General features: G+C 45.5%; 20 protein-coding genes. 10 read left to right on the forward strand and 10 right to left on the reverse strand.

Translation table 11 applies throughout. The features are described from left to right. Window positions 1-18 precede the first annotated feature (18 nt). The 3 genes from ACN9MT_RS08955 to ACN9MT_RS08965 all read right to left on the reverse strand — a co-directional run bounded on the left by ACN9MT_RS08955 (window position 19) and on the right by ACN9MT_RS08965 (window position 2535). Window positions 19-927 (reverse strand): LysR family transcriptional regulator, encoded by a 909-nt coding sequence (locus ACN9MT_RS08955; protein ID WP_426272095.1) that lies wholly within the window; start codon window positions 925-927, stop codon window positions 19-21. Between the two features lie 12 nt (window positions 928-939). Beyond that, the gene (corA, locus tag ACN9MT_RS08960) at window positions 940-1890 is read right to left on the reverse strand and encodes a magnesium/cobalt transporter CorA (RefSeq protein ID WP_426272096.1); all 951 of its coding nucleotides are present in this window, start codon (window positions 1888-1890) and stop codon (window positions 940-942) included. Window positions 1891-1986: 96 nt separating this feature from the next. Then, window positions 1987-2535, reverse strand: coding sequence for a hypothetical protein (locus tag ACN9MT_RS08965; RefSeq protein ID WP_426272097.1), 549 nt, complete (start codon window positions 2533-2535; stop codon window positions 1987-1989). A gap of 284 nt (window positions 2536-2819) precedes the next feature. Here ACN9MT_RS08965 and ACN9MT_RS08970 point away from each other — a divergent pair, with 284 nt between their 5' ends. After that, window positions 2820-3938 carry an NAD(P)/FAD-dependent oxidoreductase gene (locus ACN9MT_RS08970; protein ID WP_035407485.1) on the forward strand — a complete coding sequence of 373 codons (1119 nt, stop codon included), beginning with the start codon at window positions 2820-2822 and terminating at the stop codon, window positions 3936-3938. A 39-nt stretch (window positions 3939-3977) separates the two neighbouring features. Continuing rightward, window positions 3978-4301: a hypothetical protein gene (locus ACN9MT_RS08975; RefSeq protein WP_056061877.1), complete on the forward strand. Its 324-nt coding sequence runs from the start codon at window positions 3978-3980 to the stop codon at window positions 4299-4301. 84 nt (window positions 4302-4385) lie between these two features. Here ACN9MT_RS08975 and egtD read toward each other — a convergent pair whose 3' ends face one another. From egtD to ACN9MT_RS09000, 5 genes are all read right to left on the reverse strand, one after another. Beyond that, a complete protein-coding gene (egtD, locus tag ACN9MT_RS08980) occupies window positions 4386-5342 on the reverse strand; it encodes an L-histidine N(alpha)-methyltransferase (protein ID WP_056061879.1) in 957 nt (318 codons plus the stop codon). Next, the gene (gene egtB, locus ACN9MT_RS08985; RefSeq protein WP_426272098.1) at window positions 5342-6622 is read right to left on the reverse strand and encodes an ergothioneine biosynthesis protein EgtB; all 1281 of its coding nucleotides are present in this window, start codon (window positions 6620-6622) and stop codon (window positions 5342-5344) included. The genes egtD and egtB overlap by 1 nt, the downstream gene beginning before the upstream one ends. A gap of 124 nt (window positions 6623-6746) precedes the next feature. Beyond that, window positions 6747-7730: a GMP reductase gene (gene guaC, locus ACN9MT_RS08990; RefSeq protein WP_035407471.1), complete on the reverse strand. Its 984-nt coding sequence runs from the start codon at window positions 7728-7730 to the stop codon at window positions 6747-6749. A gap of 158 nt (window positions 7731-7888) precedes the next feature. After that, window positions 7889-8395, reverse strand: coding sequence for an NUDIX domain-containing protein (locus ACN9MT_RS08995; RefSeq protein ID WP_329468639.1), 507 nt, complete (start codon window positions 8393-8395; stop codon window positions 7889-7891). Further along, window positions 8382-8939, reverse strand: a complete 558-nt coding sequence (locus ACN9MT_RS09000; protein WP_329468641.1) for a GNAT family protein — start codon at window positions 8937-8939, stop codon at window positions 8382-8384. Before ACN9MT_RS09000 ends, ACN9MT_RS08995 begins: the two co-directional genes overlap by 14 nt. Window positions 8940-9081: 142 nt before the next feature. Here ACN9MT_RS09000 and ACN9MT_RS09005 point away from each other — a divergent pair, with 142 nt between their 5' ends. From ACN9MT_RS09005 to ACN9MT_RS09030, 6 genes are all read left to right on the forward strand, one after another. Beyond that, window positions 9082-9339: a hypothetical protein gene (locus ACN9MT_RS09005; RefSeq protein WP_056062036.1), complete on the forward strand. Its 258-nt coding sequence runs from the start codon at window positions 9082-9084 to the stop codon at window positions 9337-9339. A gap of 247 nt (window positions 9340-9586) precedes the next feature. Further along, window positions 9587-9787 carry a cold-shock protein gene (locus ACN9MT_RS09010; protein ID WP_023468529.1) on the forward strand — a complete coding sequence of 67 codons (201 nt, stop codon included), beginning with the start codon at window positions 9587-9589 and terminating at the stop codon, window positions 9785-9787. An 83-nt stretch (window positions 9788-9870) separates the two neighbouring features. Then, window positions 9871-10236: a nuclear transport factor 2 family protein gene (locus ACN9MT_RS09015; RefSeq protein ID WP_023468530.1), complete on the forward strand. Its 366-nt coding sequence runs from the start codon at window positions 9871-9873 to the stop codon at window positions 10234-10236. Between the two features lie 124 nt (window positions 10237-10360). Beyond that, window positions 10361-11425, forward strand: a complete 1065-nt coding sequence (gene serC, locus ACN9MT_RS09020; RefSeq protein WP_426272099.1) for a 3-phosphoserine/phosphohydroxythreonine transaminase — start codon at window positions 10361-10363, stop codon at window positions 11423-11425. Beyond that, window positions 11426-12583 carry a phosphoglycerate dehydrogenase gene (locus ACN9MT_RS09025; RefSeq protein WP_133207446.1) on the forward strand — a complete coding sequence of 386 codons (1158 nt, stop codon included), beginning with the start codon at window positions 11426-11428 and terminating at the stop codon, window positions 12581-12583. A 13-nt stretch (window positions 12584-12596) separates the two neighbouring features. Next, window positions 12597-13799 carry a DUF1015 domain-containing protein gene (locus ACN9MT_RS09030; RefSeq protein WP_426272100.1) on the forward strand — a complete coding sequence of 401 codons (1203 nt, stop codon included), beginning with the start codon at window positions 12597-12599 and terminating at the stop codon, window positions 13797-13799. 51 nt (window positions 13800-13850) lie between these two features. On the opposite strand, the gene ACN9MT_RS09035 is transcribed toward ACN9MT_RS09030, so the two are convergent. Next, complete coding sequence (locus tag ACN9MT_RS09035; RefSeq protein WP_426272101.1) at window positions 13851-15623, reverse strand: glycoside hydrolase family 13 protein; 1773 nt, start codon at window positions 15621-15623, stop codon at window positions 13851-13853. A gap of 194 nt (window positions 15624-15817) precedes the next feature. Here ACN9MT_RS09035 and ACN9MT_RS09040 point away from each other — a divergent pair, with 194 nt between their 5' ends. Together ACN9MT_RS09040 and ACN9MT_RS09045 are read left to right on the forward strand one after the other, a co-directional pair. After that, window positions 15818-16531, forward strand: a complete 714-nt coding sequence (locus ACN9MT_RS09040; RefSeq protein WP_308101692.1) for a YebC/PmpR family DNA-binding transcriptional regulator — start codon at window positions 15818-15820, stop codon at window positions 16529-16531. Window positions 16532-16777: 246 nt separating this feature from the next. Beyond that, on the forward strand, window positions 16778-17071 hold the full coding sequence (locus ACN9MT_RS09045) for a hypothetical protein (protein WP_035407444.1): 294 nt from the start codon (window positions 16778-16780) through the stop codon (window positions 17069-17071). A 39-nt stretch (window positions 17072-17110) separates the two neighbouring features. Here ACN9MT_RS09045 and ACN9MT_RS09050 read toward each other — a convergent pair whose 3' ends face one another. Further along, on the reverse strand, window positions 17111-17362 hold the full coding sequence (locus tag ACN9MT_RS09050; protein ID WP_056062056.1) for a hypothetical protein: 252 nt from the start codon (window positions 17360-17362) through the stop codon (window positions 17111-17113). Window positions 17363-17469: the final 107 nt, after the last annotated feature.

Below are 17469 nucleotides of genomic sequence, written 5' to 3' on the forward strand. Positions count from 1 at the left end.
CGGTCTTTTGTATTTTCTTCACCGCACAGGCGTTGGCCAGTACGACTGAAAATAGTGGACGATGTATTGATGGACGTGTCGGACGACTGGGCGTAATTCTGTCCCGACAAGTCTGTTCAACGAGACATCCCATAACATCGGCGGCTCGAACGGAATGATTTTAATGTCATCCGCATGATGAAACCGCAGAATCGGTTCGGGTAGGATCGAGATGACGTCGAGTTCTTGAACCATCCCGATCAACAAGTCCCATGCACCAGACATGAAGAAAATATTCGGTTCTTGCTGCACTTTGCGAAACTCCGATAGTATTTGATGATGTAACATGAATCGATCATTTAAGATGACGAGTGGTTCATTCCCGATATCACTATAAGATAGAGCTTCTTTTGCTTGAAACGGATGATTTGGGCGAACGGCAACGACGACTTCATCTTCAATCAATCGAAAACGTTCAATGCCATAGGATTCACCTGGTTCGATCAAAATGGCCAAATCGAGTTCTTCAAGTAGCAGTCGACGTTTGAGTTCAAACGCCCCTTCTTCGATGATTTCGAGTTCAATCCCAGGATGTTCCGCCATGAACTTCGGGATTAACTGTGAAAATAAGACAGGGAGAATGACAGGGGGTATTCCGAGACGGACTTTCCCTCGGACGACGTTTGAGCGTTCGCGTAGATGCCCCATCAATGCTTGATGACGCGTCAAAACGATTTTCGCATCCTCATACAATTGACGTCCCGTTTCCGATAACCCTGTCAACCGTCCGTGCTTTCGAATGAACAGTTCTACTTGCTCCAGCTGTTCGAAGTCGCGAATCATCTGACTAAGCGCCGGTTGCGAAATCGACAAGTGTTTCGAAGCACGCGTTAAGTTATAGCCTTGCTCGACGATCGTAGTAAAAAAGAGCAATTGTCGAATATCCACTTACATCTCTCCTTATTCATCAAACCAACGATTTTTTTTGAAGAACAGAATCATTCCTAAAGCAAGGAGTCCCATTGCCCCTAACGTCACGAAATAACCATACCGGGTGGTCAGTTCTGGCATATGTTCAAAGTTCATGCCATATATACCAGCGATGAACGTCAACGGCATGAAAATCGTCGTAAAAATCGTTAACGTCTTCATGATGCTATTCATCCGGTACGAGTTGAGGGAAATGAAGTTATCCCGAAACTCAGATGTCATCAATCGGTTGTATTCAATCATTTCGGATAACTTTAGTAAATGATCATACAAATCGCGAAAGAATGCTTGCTTCTTCGGATGAATCGATAACCGCTTCGATTCGACGACCCGATACAATAAGTCCCGCATCGGCATGACAGTCCGTGAGATTCGAAGTAACTGCGCTCTTAGTTCGAAAGTTTCTTCCATCAACCGACGATCGTTTCCGCGTGATCGATAGCGTTCCTCAAGCGCAAACAATTCATCTTCTGTCGCATGGACTATCGGAAAATAACCGTCGACGATCTTGTCCATGATTTTATGTACGAGATCGACCGTTTCTTGTTTGTCGAGGCGCTGGCTACACTGTTCAAACACGACGTCAATTTCCGGCGAGGATTGCTCATGGTAGCTGACGAGATGCCGATCACTTGCGAACAAATTGATTTCACGACTCGTCAACGTTCCTTCATCGAGCGCATGAAGGACAAAAAAACTGTGATCCGCATAATACTCGAGCTTCGGACGCTGTAAATAATGAAAACAGTCTTCAATCGCCAGCGGATGAAAATCAAAGGCATCGATCAATTTTTGCTTTTCTGTATCTGTCGGTTGATTGAAATCAACGAAATAGCGTTTGATACCCGGCTCTTGTATCCGAAATATATCATCTGTCAAAATGATCGTATCGTTCGCATCGATCAATATACAACGAATCAAGTTCCTCTCCCCCCTTTTATTATTTAAGCGTACTATATTTTTTCAAATGCAACAAAAAAGGATTCCAAAAAAAGGAATCCTTTTTCTTATGGACGATCAACCATGTTCAATATAAAAACCGCTCCAATACACTTGACGATACGTAAATTCTTTACCACTTTTCGTCGTTACAAGCATCTCATCTTCTGCCATGACCGCGATTTTAATCGGGACTTCACCGTGATCCGTCAAATAATTGAGGATCTCAAGATGCCGATTCAACCAGAGACGACGACGGAACCACCGAAAACGACTAAATGCTGCACTGAAGTGGAGTAAAGCGAGTGTCAGAATAATCAAGGCAAATGGAAGTGGAATATCGAACAAAGCAATCAAATATACATCTGCGATGAGTAAAGATAGCGAGAGACCCATTTCCGTCATCTCCATAAAAGATGCTTTATAGGTCGCGAAGTAGGTCATCACGCGAAACAACAAGATGACAGTTAGATACGGTACGAAATACATTTGAAACACATGGTCCGTGCCACTGTTGACGAACATGAGCAGTGGCAGGAAGAATAGCAATTTCCAGATTAGGATGGCGGAATAAAATAAAGTATGATCCGTGTAGCGTTTGCGTACGATGGCTTGACTCATATTCATTGCCTTCCCCTCCTTCATGATGGACCGTTTCAAAGTCAATGATGACAGGACATGATGCCTATAAGGGTATGTTTCCAAATTCAACTGTTTCTAATCATCTAATTCACAGTTTATAGAAACTGTATATTTAGTATACGTGATTGGTTTCGAAAAAGTTCACTTTCCCCATCATTTCCCATTATTCGATGTGCTACCGATCCGATTCTCACTCTTGCTAGTCGCCCGGATCTTCTACTGCTACAATATAAGATATTCCAATTGAATAGAATCGAGTTGAATTTTTCATGTACACCCATATCATTGTCGGTGCCGGAATTCTTGGTGCCTCGACAGCTTATCATTTATCAAAGGCTGGTGAACGCGTCTTACTCGTCGATCGGAAGGAACCCGGTCGCGCCTCCCATGCGGCAGCCGGCATCATCTGTCCATGGATGACACAACGACGCAATAAAGCATGGTACAAGTTAGCGAATAACGGTGCTCATTTTTACAAGACATTGATTCCTGAACTCGAAGCACTCGGTGAGACGAGCACTGGTTATCAGCAAGTTGGAGCGATCGCCTTACACGAAACATCAAAAATCGATAAGATGGAGACGATTGCGCAAAACCGCTTTCCAGAAGCCCCTGCCATCGAACGGATCGAACGACTCGATCAAGAACGTGTCAAAACGCTGTTCCCGCTCGTTGAACAGATCGAAGATGCCTTATTCGTCTCTGGCGGTGCACGTGTTGATGGACGTGCCTTATGTGCCGCTATGATCCGTGGTGCTGTCGAACACGGTGCGACTGTACTAGAAGGAGATGCTTCTCTTGTCGTAGACAAAGGAGTCGTCACCGGTATAACCATGGAAAACGAACAGTACTCGGCAGACCACTTCATTTTAACGGCAGGCGTTTGGTTGAATGACCTTCTTCGGCCGCTTGACCTTAAAATCGATTTGCACCCAGAGAAGGGACAAATCCTACAACTCGACTTGACGGATTCTACATCAACGACGTGGCCTGTCGTCATGGGACAACGCGGATTGTACCTGGTTTCGATCCACGAAAAGAAACTGATCGTCGGTTCGACACACGAGAAACAGACCGATTACAACTTAAAGCCGACCGTCAAAGGAATGCATGCTTTATTGAATCGTGCTTTACCTGTCTTACCAAGTCTCGAGGAAACGACAATTGATGAACTCCGTATCGGCTTACGTCCCTATACAAAAAACTCGTTACCAGTAATCGGACCGCTTCAAAATCATCCAAACGTGTTCTTAGCAAACGGACTCGGCGCATCCGGTTTGACGATTGGACCTTATCTCGGTAGCCAATTAGCGAAGCTTGCAAATCATCAAACGCTTGATATCGAATGGCAGACCTATGAGCCGACATACGTCTCTTTCGACTCCTAACTCACTTTATGCTTTTTGAAAGGAAGTACGTCATTGTCCATGAAACCAGTAGTTTCACTTGAATTATTTGATGCTTTAGATATTCGTGTCGGTACGATCCAGTCGATTTCGAATCGCACGGATGGCTCAATTCAGCTTGAGCTACAATTCGACGGATTTACACGTTCTTTTTCACTCGCTTGGGATTCACTACGACCTGATGTCCACGAGCTGCTTGGAAAACAAGCGATTGCTGTACTCAACGTACCTGGTCGTACGCCAGAAGAGTCCGGACGAGTACTTGAGATTGGGCGTTCAGAGCAATGGATGCCGATTCTCGTCGTGCCGGAACATCCGATTCCGGAAGGTGCACGGATCGAATAAGACACTTTAATCTATGAAAAACACTCCCCAGTCATGCTTTTAACGGAAGCTTACGTGTAGGAGTGTTTTTTAGTTATGACGCCGTTACATTTTTTCTAAATAATGCACGCTAAATCGTTTGTCATCATCAATCCAGCAATTGACCGGATGAAAACCACTTTGACGAGCGAGTGTCTCAAACTCTTCTTTACTGTATTTATAAGAGTTCTCCGTATGAACCGTCTCCCCCTGTTTAAACGGAACCGTCACGTCTCCGACTTGTACTAATTGATCAAGTTGACTCCGAAGATGCATTTCGATTCGTCCTTTTTCTTCATTATAAAAAGCATGATGTTTAAATCGGGTCACATCAAACGTTCCATCGAGCATCTGGTTCAAGTGCGTCAACATGTTCAAATTGAATGCTGCCGTGACACCGGCTGCATCGTTATAAGCACGTTCAAGGACATCGGTCGATTTTTTTAGATCGACGCCGATCAAGAATCCATCTCCACTTTCAAGGATCCGCGATGAATGACGTAAAAAGTGCATCGCTTCCTCCGGTTCAAAGTTCCCGATCGTCGAACCCGGGAAAAAGATGACCCGTTTTTGAGACTCCTCTACCGGTAAGGAAATGGCTTGTGAATAATCACCACAAACAGCTTTAATATGCAATGCAGGATACCGCTCCGATAATTGACGAGCAGATTCCATCAAAAAGTCTTTTGAGATGTCGATCGGCATGTACGTATCCAAGTGCGTAAACGTCTCAAGCAACATCTGGATTTTACGACTGCTTCCACTTCCATATTCGATCAGCGTATGCACATCCCCAATACTCTGAGCGATTTCCGCTCGGTGTTGCTCCAAGATAGCAAGTTCCGTTCTTGTCGGATAATATTCCGGTTGTTGCGTGATCTGCTCGAACAACTGGGAGCCGATATGATCATAAAAGTATTTCGCCGGTAAGACTTTTTGTTCGCGCATCAGACCTTCGATGACTTCTAAACGCATGTTTTGTTGCGGAGTATATAAGTCGTAGCCAATGACCGTCTCGCGCATCACATGTCACCCGCCAATCGGAAGCCGCCAAATAACCAGCGTTTATCGGGTGGAAAGAAGTTTCGGTACGTCTCGCGAATATGATCGTCAGGCGTCACGCACGCTCCTCCACGTAGTACCATTTGATTACACATGAACTTCGCATTGTACTCTCCAAGTGCTCCCTCGAGTGGTTTACTGCCTGGGTACGAACTATAAGGACTTGATGTCCATTCCCAGACGTTACCGAACATGCTCGCAAGTGTCGTCTCTGACTCTTTGACTACGACTGGATGAAACGTACCATTTCCCATCATGTTGCGCTTCGTAACGGAATCGACTTGACGAGAAGCCCATTCCCATTCCGCTTCTGTCGGCAAACGCTTCCCTTTAAAACGGCTGTAAGCATCCGCCTCATAAAAGCTAACGTGACAGACTGGTTCGTCGAGCCGCAATGGTTCGACGCCATTCATCGTAAAGATCGTCCATTCTCCCGCGTCATCCTTCATCCAATATAATGGCGCTTTCCAGCTTTCTTTTTGAACCGTTGCAAAGCCATCAGATAACCAATACTCTGACTTTTCATAGCCACCTGCTTCAATAAATGCCAAATACTCCCCGTTCGTGACAGGACGTGTCGCTAATTCAAACGGATGCAGCCACGTTTTATGGCGCGGACTCTCGTTATCAAACGCAAAACCGTCTCCTGTATGACCAATCTCGACGAGTCCTTCCTCAAATGGGATAAAGGATGTTTCCATGAGTGCATTTTCAGGCACATCCAGTTCTAACGACTTTGACTGATAGGCAGGTAATAACGGATTCGTGAAAAAGTTATACTTCACGTCCATCAAAATCAATTCCTGATGTTGTTGTTCGTGTTGTAGTCCCATCTCGACCAATGCTTCGATTTTTCGTTGGTCTTCTGGAGTCCGTTCTTCTTTCAAGAACTCGATCATTTGTCCATCGACATATGCCCGGTAAGCGATGATGTCCTCGACGGTCGGACGTGACAACATTCCCCGTTGTTGACGAGGTTGATAAGGTCCGATTGAATTGTAGTACGAGTTAAACAAATAATTGTATTTCGGATGGAAGACTTGATAGTTTTCACTATATTCCTGTAGTATCATCCGTTCAAAAAACCAAGTCGTATGGGCAATGTGCCATTTTGGCGGACTCACGTCTGAACTAGCTTGAATGATGAAATCCTCTGCTTCGAGCGGTTCGATTAAGGCGATCGTTTGGTTGCGAACGGTTGCGAATTTTTCAATTAAGTACGATGTCGTTTCAAATAGCATGTCAATCACTCCCTATCCAAAATATTCCGAATTTTTCGGTCCATTTGACTTATACCCCTCCTATGGAAGAGTTATGCTAAGGAAACAAAAAAAGTCCGCTCTGTTAAGAGCGGATTCATCATACTTAAAATACTTTATCACCGTTGAAAATCGAGTTTTTGACGACGACGTAGTCGACCGTCCGAATCGCCTTCAATTTATTTCCACCAGCGTATGAGATCGCTGATTGCAAATCTTGCTCCATTTCAATCAATGTATCTGCTAGACTTCCTTTATGCTCGACAAACATCTTTTTCCCTTCAACATTCTTGCGTTCGCCTTTTTGGAACTCAGAAGCAGAACCGAAATATTCCTTGACGAGCACCCCGTCCACTTCATGTGTCTCACCAGGCGATTCTTCATGCCCTGCGAAAAGTGAACCGATCATGACCATCGAAGCACCGAACCGAACCGACTTCGCGATATCCCCATGCGTCCGAATACCACCATCGGCGATAATCGGTTTGCTTGCTGCCTTCGCACACCAACGAAGTGCTGCGAGTTGCCAACCACCTGTACCGAAACCTGTTTTAATTTTCGTGATACAAACTTTACCTGGTCCAATCCCGACTTTTGTTGCGTCTGCTCCTGCGTTCTCAAGTTCGCGTACCGCTTCCGGTGTACCGACGTTTCCGGCAATAACGAAACTTGTTGGCAAAAGCGATTTGATGTGGCGAATCATCTGAATGACTGCTTCCGAATGACCGTGTGCGATATCAATCGTGATGTATTCAGGAGTTAGTCCCTCTGTCGCGAGCTGTTCGATCAGCTGATATTCTTCTTCCTTGACACCGACGCTAATCGAAGCGAACAGTTGACGCTCTTGCATCATACGAACGAACGCTAGACGTCGTGCCGGTTCGAATCGATGCATGATATAGAAATAATCGCCTTCAGCTAAGAACAAAGCAATCGATTCATCAATGATCGTTTGCATGTTTGCGGGTACGACCGGAAGCTTGAAACGACGACCGCCGAACTCGACTGACGTATCACATTCCGAACGACTACCAACGATTGATTTTGCTGGAATTAATTGAATATCTTCATAATCGAATACTACATCCATGAATAACACCTCTAATTACGAATATTTTTTATATATCGGCGATAATCATTCGCCCATTGACTACTATAACGAACTGTTATCATAGTGTCAAAGAAATTTTCGTGTTTTTAAGGTTTTTCATGAACTTTTTTAGTTAACAAAAAAATAATGTTCGGATTTTAACAATATTGTTGTTGTAAATCAGTCAACCACTGCTCTTCCCAATCGAAATAACTCGATGCCTCCGATTTCTCAAACACTTGATCAGGATAAGGCAAGGCAAGTGGCGGACGCTCATTTTTTGGAAAATAAGCCAGTTGCTTAGATTCCCCATCAATGGCCTCGAGCTTCCCACTGACTACCTCACATTCGAACATCGTTGCTACATACTCGACCTCGTTTCCGTCAGGATACGTAAGTCGAAACGATTCCCCACCAAATGTCGCGATTAGTCGGACGGGTCGAACGAATAGACCCGTTTCTTCATAGACTTCGCGAATGACTGCTTGTGCAGGGGATTCTCCTAGTTCAATCGCCCCGGCAGGCAAACTCCAAAACGGACCACCTGGATCCTGGAAAAGGATATGCCCTGCTTCGTTTCGAATGATTGCTGCGACGCATGGTGTAAACAGACATTGTGTTCCGACATGTCGCCGTAGATTGGCATAATAATCAGAGATTGGCATGACCTGACTCCTCCCGATCTTCTTTTAATAGAGCAAACAGAATAAAATCTTCCCAGGCATCATTGATGAAGAGATTTTGTTTCGCGATTCCTTCTTTACGAAATCCGACTTTTTCAAGAACACGAATCGATCCGACGTTCGCCGGCATGACCTCAGCACGAATCCGGTGGAACTGATGGACATCAAATAGATGGTCTACGAACAATCCGACCGCTTGAGCCATATATCCTTTTCCACCATAGACGGCATCTAACTGATAGCCGATCATGCACGTCTCGGCTGGTCCACGCTGGATGAACATCGCTGAGACATCGCCAATCAATTGATCGGTCTCTGATAAAAAAACACCGTAAGCATAATAAGCATCTTGTTTCATCAACTCTTGATGACGAAAAATTCGTTCCCGCTGCCCCTCTAATGTGTACTGTTCGGGTAACGGCTTAACTGGCATCCAGTATTCGAAGTGTTCACGATTTCGTAAGTTCATCTCAAGAATAACTGCCGCATCATCTAAGACATACGGGCGAATATATATAGGTAACATCATTTTTCCTCCTTTTGATTATTATCTTTAGTTCAAGAAGTTTGGGTGTTTCATAATTCATCCAGCGGGAATCTACATAATAGTTTCATTACATTACTGTGACAGCATACTATAGAGAAAACTGTCGAAGAGGGAGTGACCTATGTATTCAGACACTGATTTGCTCAATCAAATCAAACAGCGTGATTCTGTCGCGCTCGAACGATTATACGATCGTTACGAAAAAACACTCTTTCTTTTATTTCGTCGTACACAGGTCGATGAAGCACTTATTCATTCTGCAATGACCGAATTATTCCGCACTGTTTGGGAACAACCGACACGTTACCCGAACTTCCAAGGATTCATTTTGCATACATTACGACAACTCAGTAGTAAAAGAGAACATATTCCGACTTAATTGAAAGAATCAGTTATACTCTTTCGACACAGGTAAAATGAACCCTTTAATTCAATGATGTATTTAGAGAAGAACAGCTTCGTTTGTTCTTTTTTTGTTTTGTCCTTTCTTTTTCGATTCAGGCATGCTATATTATTAAGTAATTATTGTTGTTCGGTGGAGATACGAAGTGTTTCACTTTATATTCGATGAAATTGATCACGGTAGTAATAATCAGTGTGCCAGTCACACGCAGGAGGCAATACACATGGAACAAGGTAAAGTAAAATGGTTTAACGCAGAAAAAGGATTCGGCTTCATCGAGCGCGAAAGCGGAGACGACGTATTCGTACACTTCTCAGCAATCCAATCTGAAGGTTTCAAATCACTTGACGAAGGTCAAGAGGTTTCTTTCGAAGTTGAAGAAGGTCAACGTGGACCACAAGCAACTAACGTTGTAAAACTTTAATTTCTTTTAGACCCTGCTCACGCAGGGTCTTTTTTGTGTTTATATATGCTACACTAGCGATTCAGGAAGAAAGGAGATTTAACATGACACTCGAACAAACGATGCAACACCTTCAAGACGCTATGCTAAAAGGAGATTTATCACAAGTCTCGCATCTATTATCTCCTGAATTCACGTTCATCGATGCGTTAGGGCGGTCATTCGATGCCGAGACCTACCTCGATCATTACGTGGATCCTGCAAACATCCGCTGGTTATCCCGGACCGATGATTTTTCATACATTGATCATTTCGAAGATACGGCAATCCAATATAGTTTGACAGAAGATCGATTTGAATACGGAACAACTCAATACGTTGGTCGTTTCCGGATCGTATCCATCTATCGTGCTACGTCAGATGGTTGGAAATGGCACTTTGGTCAATTGACATCTCTTGATCCGTCGTAACGGATTCAAGGGATGTTTTTGTTTTCATTTTCCATTCATCGTCAGTTGGAATTGCTTCTCATTTTTCATTCCGTTACACTTGAGTGGTACATATTTTCTGAAAATTCAAGAAGGAGTGTTCCTCATGACGGTTTATAACTTCTCTGCCGGTCCAGCAGTCCTTCCTGCCCCGGTCCTATTGAAGGCTCAATCCGAGCTACTCGATTATGAAAATTCAGGACAATCCGTTCTTGAAATGAGTCATCGTTCGCCAATCTTCGAATCGATTCGGGAGGCAGCTGAACAATCCTTACGGAGACTGATGTCGATTCCCGATTCGTACTCCGTATTGTTTCTTCAAGGAGGAGCTACACTTCAGTTCGCGATGTTACCGCAAAATCTGGCGACGAAGACCGGACGGATTGATTTCATCGATACCGGCGGCTGGTCGACGAAGGCGATTGCAGATGCCAAACTGTACGCCACGGTCAACGTGCTCGCCTCTTCCGCTGATCACGGTTATCGCTTCATTCCAGAAGGTCCGTTCACGTCAACAGCCGACTATTTGCACATCACTTGGAACAATACTCTCGAAGGGACGACGTATCAGACACCGCCTCATGTCGATGTGCCACTCGTCGCTGATGTCTCGTCATCGATTTTGTCTGAACCATTGCCAATCGAGTCATTCGATGTGTTGTACGCCGGTGCTCAAAAAAACCTTGGTGTCGCTGGCTTAACGGTCGTCATCGTGAAGAACGAGTTGCTTGATCGTGTTCCTGACACGATCGGTGCCTACTTACGGTATGACATCCATGCAAAACAGCGATCTCTTTATAACACGCCACCGACGTTTAGTCTTTATATGACGAAATTAGTGCTCGATTGGATTGAAGAGACGGGACTCGAGACGATCGCGGCACGAAACGTCTCACAAGCGCGCATGTTATATGAAGCAATTGATCAATCCGATCTATTTCATAACCATGTAGCCGTCAAGGATCGAAGCCGGATGAACATTCCATTCTCGACTGGAAGCGAATCGGAAGACGCTGCTTTCTTGAACTTCGCTGCGCGTCACGATTTGATCAATCTTGCCGGTCACCGCTCGATTGGTGGAATGCGCGCGAGTCTTTACAATACGATGCCGACCGAAGGGGTTACGGCACTGCTTCATATCATGCACCGTTTTGAACAGGGGGAACGTTAAATGTATCAAGTCCAACTATGGAATGATCTATCAGACAAAGGATTAAAACGATTTACAGACGACTATCACGTCCAGCGGGAAACGGAGCAACCAGACGCCTTTCTCGTCCGCAGCAAGGATTTACATGACATGCGCTTTCCAGATAGTCTCAAAGCCGTCGCCCGAGCTGGCGTCGGTGTCAATACGATTCCACTCGATCAACTCGCGAACCGCGGGATTCCCGTCTTTTCGACACCAGGTGCCAATGCGAATGCCGTCAAGGAACTTGTCATCGGTAGTTTGTTCCTGACGGCGCGAAAACTCGTACCGAGTCTGCTTTGGACGAATAACTTACGCGGACCGGATATTCCAGAGCGGATCGAAGCGAACAAAAAACAATTCGTCGGAACGGAGTTACTCGGGAAACGAATCGGGATCGTCGGACTTGGGGCGATCGGGGCAAACTTAGCCAACACCCTTCACGAGCTCGGCATGACCGTCACAGGCTATGATCCACATATGTCCGTTGAGTCCGCTTGGCGCGTCTCGAATCAGATTCAGCGGGCAACACAGCTCGAGGATCTCCTCGCGACAAGCGACTACATCACGTTGCATCTCCCGCTCGTTGATGCGACGACGGGTTTACTCGATGCGTCACTCTTTTCAAAAATGAAACACGGCGCGACCCTACTCAACTTCTCGCGTGGTGAACTCGTCGATGAACAAGCGCTAGCCGAAGTGCTCAGGTCCGGTCGCCTGGCGAATTATGTGACGGATTTCCCGAACGCCTTCATCTTGTCCCTCCCCCGGGTCATTGCTTTACCACATATCGGGGCATCAACAAGTGAAGCGGAGGAAAACTGTGCCATCATGGCGGTCGATCAACTGCGTCTGTTCCTTGAGACAGGAAACATCCGCAATGCGGTCAATTTCCCAGCCGTCGAGTTACCGTTCACTGGAAAACGACGAATTACGATTGCTCACCACAACATTCCGAACATGGTCGGTCAAATCGCCTCCGTGTTAGCGCAAGAGTCGATCAATATCGCGAATATGATCAATGGTAGTAAAGATGCGATTGCCTATACGATCATCGATATCGATAACCATGCGGACGAGATGATTTCGCTCGACCGACTGAATCAGATTCCTGGCGTCTTGAAAACACGCCTACTCTAAAGGAGTGAACCCCATGCCAACTTTCGAACCTTTTGCGGCGTTACGACCGGACTCAAAATATGCGGCAGAATTTGCCGCCTTACCGTATGATGTTTATTCGCGCGAAGAAGCACGTTCCGAGATCCGACGTCATCCGCTGTCTTTTTTACGGATTGATAAAGCAGAAGCTACTCTTCCGTCATTAATCGCTGAAGATGACCCACGCGTTTATCAGCAAGCAGCGCTTGCCTTCGAAGAGAGTCAAACAAACGGCATCTTACAGCTCGATGCAGACGAGACGTATTACATTTATCAATTGTCAGATGGAACACATACGCAATCCGGTTTCGTCGGATGTGTTGCCGTCAGTGATTATGAGACGAATCAAATTCGTAAACATGAGTTCACACGTCCTGATAAAGAGCGCGACCGTGTCCGACACGTCGAACAGTTACAAGCACATACGGGTCCGATTTTACTTGCGCATCAAACCGATGCACAACTCGAAGCAATCGTCACGACGATTACTGCTGGCGATCCCCTATATGATTTCACCGTCGATGGAGTGACGCATCGAATTTATAAAATCACCGATCGCAATCATCTATTGACGACCGGGAGCCAGTTCGCCCGTCACGATGCTCTCTATATCGCTGATGGTCATCATCGTGCTGCAGCAGCAGCCATCGCTGCCAGTCGGACCGACCAGGAAGAAGCCCAACGTTTTCTTGGCGTCTCCTTCCCGCAGGATCAATTACGGATTCTCGGTTACCATCGCGTCGTTGAAGATTTGTACGGTCAATCCGTCGTTGATTTCCTCGAGCGATTAGCCCATCGCTTTACGATCACAAAAGGACGTGCCGAACAAACGAAGCCTCACCAAATCGAGATGTATCTCAACCGGCAATGGTATACCCTTTCGTACAATTCTGAACGAACAGGTACGAAAGCGAATCTCGACGTCTCGATTTTGCAAGAAGAGCTGTTGACACCGTTACTCGGTATCGAAGATCCACGGACGGACGCACGGATCCAGTTCGTCGGTGGTCATAAGGGGTATGCCGGCCTTGAGCAAATCGTGGACTCTGGACATGCCGCTGTCGCCTTCCACTTGCATCCGACTTCGATCGAAGATTTAATGGCGGTGGCTGATGCCGGAGAAGTGATGCCACCGAAATCGACTTGGTTCGAACCGAAACTTCGGAGCGGTTTACTGATCCATCCGTTTGATTCGTAATGCACACTAAAAAAGCAAGTCGCGGATGCGATATCCACGACTTGCTTTTTCTTATACGTGTCGCAAAAGAAGAGCTGACACAGCTTCTACTTGAATAGTTCCCGATAACGTCGTTGCGTCTAACAGACTTTCATACGTTCCTTCAAGCGAAAGAGATTGTACCTCTTCACTGACGTTGACGACGAGCAAGTAAACCTGTTCGCCCTGACGTCGTTCGACAATATATGTTTGTCTTGTATCATCGATCCTTTGGAAATGATACGTTCCGGCATTTGCTAAAACCGGATGCTGTTTTCGAAGGGCGATCAACTGCGCAACGTGATCGAACAACTCAAGGTTCTGCTTCGTCTCGTCCCATTCCATACACGCACGGTTGGCCGGATCTTGCCCACCCTTCATTCCAATCTCATCACCATAATAGATGACGGGTGAACCTGGAAACGTCAACAGTGTAGTGAAGAGCAATTTCATCCGCTCGATATTCCCTTTCGCACGCGTTAGAGCACGCGGCGTATCATGCGAGTCAATCAAATTGAACATGACCTCGTTGACATTTTGAGAATGCCAGTTCAAATTCCGGCTGACTGCATGTGAGAAATCACGAACGCTCGTCTCGCCCGTCGCAAAACAAGTCAAAAAACTCTCGGTCAAACCATAATTCATGACGGCATCAAATTGATCGCCGAGGAGCCATGGTTGTGAATCCGTCCAGCATTCACCGACGATATAACATGTTCCGTTCGCAGCCCGGACTTCCTTTCGAAACTCACGCCAAAACGCATGATCGACTTCACTAGCGACATCCAGACGCCAGCCGTCAATTCCGAATTCCTCGACCCAGTAACGTCCGACGTGAAGCAAATAGTCTTTGACGTCCGGATGGGCAGTATTCAACTTCGGCATGTTTCGTTCAAATGCAAACACTTCATAGTTTGGAATCGATGGATCGACCGGGAAGGAATCAATCGTAAACCAGTTGGCGTATTTTGAGTCTTGTCCCTTTTCTAAGACATCTTGAAATGCTGGGTGCTCTTCACTAATATGATTAAAGACGGCATCGAGTAATACGCGGATACCGTTCTCATGTAGCACATCGATCATCTTGCGGAACGTTTTCTCGTCACCGAACGCAGGATCAAGCTTCAAGTAATCAAGCGTATCGTATTTATGATTGGATGGTGCCTCAAAGACTGGACAGAAGTAGACACCGGTGACGCCGAGACGTTGTAAATGATCGACGTGATCAATGACACCTTGAAAATCTCCACCGAAGAAATTCTGAAAAGCCGGTGCTTCACTTCCCCACTCCTTCGTTCCCGCTGGATCATTCGCCCGGTCACCATTCGCAAATCGTTCCGGGAAAATTTGATACCAGACCGTATCCTTCACCCAATCCGGTGTATCAAAGACATCCGTCGCATGAACATATGGCACTGAAAAATAATAGCCTGGATGATCGAGTGGCGCTTCATCAAACCAGCCACGCTCGGTTAATACGGCTGTCGTATCGCCATGAACCTCAAACCCATACCGTACCCGCTTCCGTTCTGGACGGATTGCAATGAACCAATAGTCATACGTCGCATCACTTCCATTGTGTTGCATCAGCGTCCGCTCTACTTTCCATGATTTTTCTTTCTCCGGATCAAAATTCCAATCTCGGTCTTCTTCTTTTTCCGCTTCCCATTCATACGGATCACCATATATCAATTCAACTTTTTCAATATCGCCTTTAGCCGTCATGAGTCGGATATGGACCGTCTCTTGATCGTAAGCATAAACGAACGGTGATAATGCGCGATGAACTACCCCAGCCTGGTTCAAATTCTGCCACTCTCCCTTAAATTGATATTTCTCTATCGGTAAAGTTCCTTTCTTCCGCATCGCTTAAACGTATTTAGTAGAAATTCAACTGTTCCACCGACATTTTAGTTCAGTCTGTCAGGTAGTTTAAGGTATACTGATAACGCATAGGAAATCAGGGATTTCTGATATTACGGAAAGAGAGTGGATACGAAATGGGTCGTAAATGGAACAATATCAAGGAAAAAAAAGCATCAAAAGACAAAAATACGAGTCGGATCTACGCAAAGTTCGGTCGTGAGATTTATGTAGCGGCAAAACAAGGCGAACCAGATCCAGAATCTAACCAAGCGTTAAAGGTCGTACTCGAACGAGCGAAGACATATAACGTTCCCCGTGCCATCGTTGATCGAGCGATTGAAAAAGCAAAAGGTGGAGCGGAAGAAAACTATGATGTACTTCGTTATGAAGGATTTGGTCCAAGCGGTTCAATGGTCATCGTCGAAACATTGACGAACAACGTCAACCGGACGGCTTCTGACGTGCGTGCTGCATTTGGGAAAAATGGCGGAAACATGGGCGTTAGTGGATCCGTTGCTTACATGTTCGATGCGACTGCTATCTTTGCGTTTGAAGGAAAATCTGCGGATGACGTGCTCGAATTGATGATGGAAGCGGATATCGATGTTCGCGACATCCTCGAAGAAGACGATTCTGTCATCATCTACGCCGAGCCAGAACAATTCCATGCTGTGCAAGAAGCGTTGAAAGCTGCAGGAATCACCGAATTCTCGCTTGCCGAACTCGTCATGCTCGCTCAAAACGAAGTCGTGTTATCTGAGGACGACGTTGCACAATTCGAGAAAATGATCGATGCACTTGAAGATCTTGAGGATGTACAACAGGTCTACCATAACGTAGAGTTATAATCAAAAAGACAAGGGGATGGTCGTAACCATCCCCTTGTCTTTTTGATTATACAGTTTCTATATCGGTTAACGCCCGTAATCGGTCACGCACCGTCTATCATCATCATAAAGTATGAAACGCGTTTCATAACAAGAATAAAAAAAGATTCATTTGTGATGTTTATTTCTTCAATTTTATGGGAACAGTAATATTCGGAGTTAATTATAACTTATCTTGTTTTGAAGAAATAAAGGGAGGAACGAACGATGACATATTCTTTAATTGAAACATTTAAGCACATCGTAAGCGAGGCGACCCGTTTCAAACGTGTTGATTTCGGAGGTTACGATATTTATATGCAGACGACGGATGGACGAACGATTACGGCACATATCCGCTATGACGGTGGTGGCACTGATTTTAATGAGGCTTATTTGATGCTCGAATCTAGCACTGGACAGCGTCGTACAGCAACCTTAACGCTTTATCAGTTCGAACATCTCTCTTCTTATACCGCACACAGTGAACGGACACGTGCCCTTGTCACAACGAGTGCTTGATGATCAAAAAACACGCCTCTCATGCGAGAGACGTGTTTTTTAGTTTTCTTCTCGTTCTAAGCGTTCGAGTTCTGCGTGCGTTTGTGGGAATCCATTCGCTTGCCAATCTGCCCGATGAATGGAATCAAGCTGTGTCAGTCCGACTTCAGCCGGATCGCGTTTCGCGTCGACGCTTGGTCGATGATCAATATCGTTAGACGTCGTTTTTCGTTGTTGGTATTGTTGATAGGCGATTGTCGCAATCGCCGCTAAACCACCTAAAATGACACCTGTCTTGAATGTTGCTCTCATGAAAATTCCCCCTCTATGATCATTAGTTGTGCTCTAGATAGATGTACCCGGGTTACTTGATTTTGAATCATTCTTCGCATGGATCAACGTGTTTTTGAAAAAAACAA

The organism is Exiguobacterium sp. R-17, assembly GCF_049913315.1.
Classification (GTDB): domain Bacteria; phylum Bacillota; class Bacilli; order Exiguobacteriales; family Exiguobacteriaceae; genus Exiguobacterium_A.

Excerpts from the sequence above, each read along its gene's own strand:
- ACN9MT_RS08965 (WP_426272097.1), bottom strand. The coding sequence starts at position 2,535 with ATGAATATGAGTCAAGCCATCGTACGCAAACGCTACACGGATCATACT.
- ACN9MT_RS08970 (WP_035407485.1), top strand. The coding sequence starts at position 2,820 with ATGTACACCCATATCATTGTCGGTGCCGGAATTCTTGGTGCCTCGACA.
- ACN9MT_RS08975 (WP_056061877.1), top strand. The coding sequence starts at position 3,978 with ATGAAACCAGTAGTTTCACTTGAATTATTTGATGCTTTAGATATTCGT.
- egtD (WP_056061879.1), bottom strand. The coding sequence starts at position 5,342 with ATGCGCGAGACGGTCATTGGCTACGACTTATATACTCCGCAACAAAAC.
- egtB (WP_426272098.1), bottom strand. The coding sequence starts at position 6,622 with ATGCTATTTGAAACGACATCGTACTTAATTGAAAAATTCGCAACCGTT.
- guaC (WP_035407471.1), bottom strand. The coding sequence starts at position 7,730 with ATGGATGTAGTATTCGATTATGAAGATATTCAATTAATTCCAGCAAAA.
- ACN9MT_RS08995 (WP_329468639.1), bottom strand. The coding sequence starts at position 8,395 with ATGCCAATCTCTGATTATTATGCCAATCTACGGCGACATGTCGGAACA.
- ACN9MT_RS09000 (WP_329468641.1), bottom strand. The coding sequence starts at position 8,939 with ATGTTACCTATATATATTCGCCCGTATGTCTTAGATGATGCGGCAGTT.
- ACN9MT_RS09005 (WP_056062036.1), top strand. The coding sequence starts at position 9,082 with ATGTATTCAGACACTGATTTGCTCAATCAAATCAAACAGCGTGATTCT.
- ACN9MT_RS09010 (WP_023468529.1), top strand. The coding sequence starts at position 9,587 with ATGGAACAAGGTAAAGTAAAATGGTTTAACGCAGAAAAAGGATTCGGC.
- ACN9MT_RS09015 (WP_023468530.1), top strand. The coding sequence starts at position 9,871 with ATGACACTCGAACAAACGATGCAACACCTTCAAGACGCTATGCTAAAA.
- serC (WP_426272099.1), top strand. The coding sequence starts at position 10,361 with ATGACGGTTTATAACTTCTCTGCCGGTCCAGCAGTCCTTCCTGCCCCG.
- ACN9MT_RS09025 (WP_133207446.1), top strand. The coding sequence starts at position 11,426 with ATGTATCAAGTCCAACTATGGAATGATCTATCAGACAAAGGATTAAAA.
- ACN9MT_RS09030 (WP_426272100.1), top strand. The coding sequence starts at position 12,597 with ATGCCAACTTTCGAACCTTTTGCGGCGTTACGACCGGACTCAAAATAT.
- ACN9MT_RS09040 (WP_308101692.1), top strand. The coding sequence starts at position 15,818 with ATGGGTCGTAAATGGAACAATATCAAGGAAAAAAAAGCATCAAAAGAC.
- ACN9MT_RS09045 (WP_035407444.1), top strand. The coding sequence starts at position 16,778 with ATGACATATTCTTTAATTGAAACATTTAAGCACATCGTAAGCGAGGCG.
- ACN9MT_RS09050 (WP_056062056.1), bottom strand. The coding sequence starts at position 17,362 with ATGAGAGCAACATTCAAGACAGGTGTCATTTTAGGTGGTTTAGCGGCG.